At 62.0% G+C, this 1,361-nt stretch carries 1 protein-coding gene; it reads left to right on the top strand.

Annotated features, from left to right (window positions below; all coding sequences use genetic code 11):
* The first annotated feature begins 92 nt into the window (after positions 1–92).
* Positions 93–1,199 (top strand): IS5 family transposase, encoded by a 1,107-nt coding sequence (locus DLM46_RS38855; protein ID WP_425274059.1) that lies wholly within the window; start codon positions 93–95, stop codon positions 1,197–1,199.
* Positions 1,200–1,361: the final 162 nt, after the last annotated feature.

Raw genomic sequence — 1,361 nt, 5'->3', positions numbered from 1 at the left:
CTAGCAGGCTGTTGAATTTGGGTCCCGTGTAAACGGGGTTTGAGGGACAGGCGTTATGGATATCGTGTTCATGATCTTTGGCAGTGGATGCGATGCGCGGAATGGATGAGATGCAGGAACCCCTGTTTACGACGGTCAAGCTGGAGGATTTCGTCCCGGCGGATCACCCGCTGCGGCCGATCCGGCTGCTGGTGAATGACGCGCTGAAACGGCTCAACGGGCTGTTCAACGTAATCTATGCGGACACCGGCCGGGCCTCGATTGCCCCCGAGAAACTGCTGCGTGCGCTGCTGTTGCAGGTGTTCTACTCGGTGCGCAGCGAGCGCATGCTGATGGAGCAGATGCGCTACAACCTGCTGTTTCGCTGGTTCGTCGGGCTGGCGATCGAGGACGCGGTGTGGGACCACTCGGTGTTCTCGAAGAACCGCGACCGGCTGCTGGAGCATGATGTCGTGGAAGCGTTCTTCACTGAAGTCATGAGCCTGGCGGACAAACGCGGCCTGCTGTCCAGAGACCATTTCTCGGTGGACGGCACGCTGATTCAGGCATGGGCCAGTCACAAGAGCTTTCGTGCGAAGGACGGCTCGGACGATGGACCGCCGGCAAGCGGCGGGCGCAATGCCGACACCAACTGGAAGGGCAAGCGGCGCAGCAACGACACGCATGAGTCGGACACGGATCCGGATGCACGTCTGTTCAAGAAGAGCAGGAAGAGTCCAGCCATCCTGTGCTACCACGGGCACATCCTGATGGAGAACCGCTCGGGGCTGGTGGTCGGCGCTGTAGTGAGTCATGCGGATGGCTTCGCGGAGCGCGCGAGCGCATTGCGGCTGCTCGACTGCGTGCCTGGCAGCCACGCAAAGACAGTGGGCGCTGATAAGGCTTACGACACCCGCGACTTCGTGAGCGATTGCCGGGCTCGCAACGTGACACCGCATGTCGCCCGCAACGAAGATCGCCACGGCGGTAGTGCGATCGATGGCCGTACTTCGCGTCACGCGGGTTACCGCTTGAGCCAGATCATCCGCAAACGTATCGAGGAGCATTTCGGCTGGGGCAAGACCATCGGACGGATCCGGCAAACGGTCTATCGCGGCATCAGGCGCGTCGACCAGCACTTCAAGCTGACGATGGTTGCGAGCAATCTGACCCGCATGGCGCGAATGCCAGGTGTGGTGCCGCAAGGAGCGACGCGATGAGCCGCCGCGGCGTGGGGACTGCACGGCGCGGCGCCTGCGCGCATGCGCATTGCCTGCAAAAACCACCCGGCGAACCCGCAATTCAGCAGCAAATCGCATGCGCAGACCTCGTGAGCACTGCTTCGGTCATCGTGACGGGGCGCTTTTCAACAGCCTGCTAGG

The organism is Paraburkholderia lacunae, assembly GCF_003353175.1.
Classification (GTDB): domain Bacteria; phylum Pseudomonadota; class Gammaproteobacteria; order Burkholderiales; family Burkholderiaceae; genus Paraburkholderia; species Paraburkholderia lacunae.
Note: the sequence above shows the minus strand (reverse complement) of the source record. Positions and strands in the feature narration are given on the sequence as shown.

Excerpts from the sequence above, each read along its gene's own strand:
- DLM46_RS38855 (WP_425274059.1), top strand. The coding sequence starts at position 93 with ATGCGCGGAATGGATGAGATGCAGGAACCCCTGTTTACGACGGTCAAG.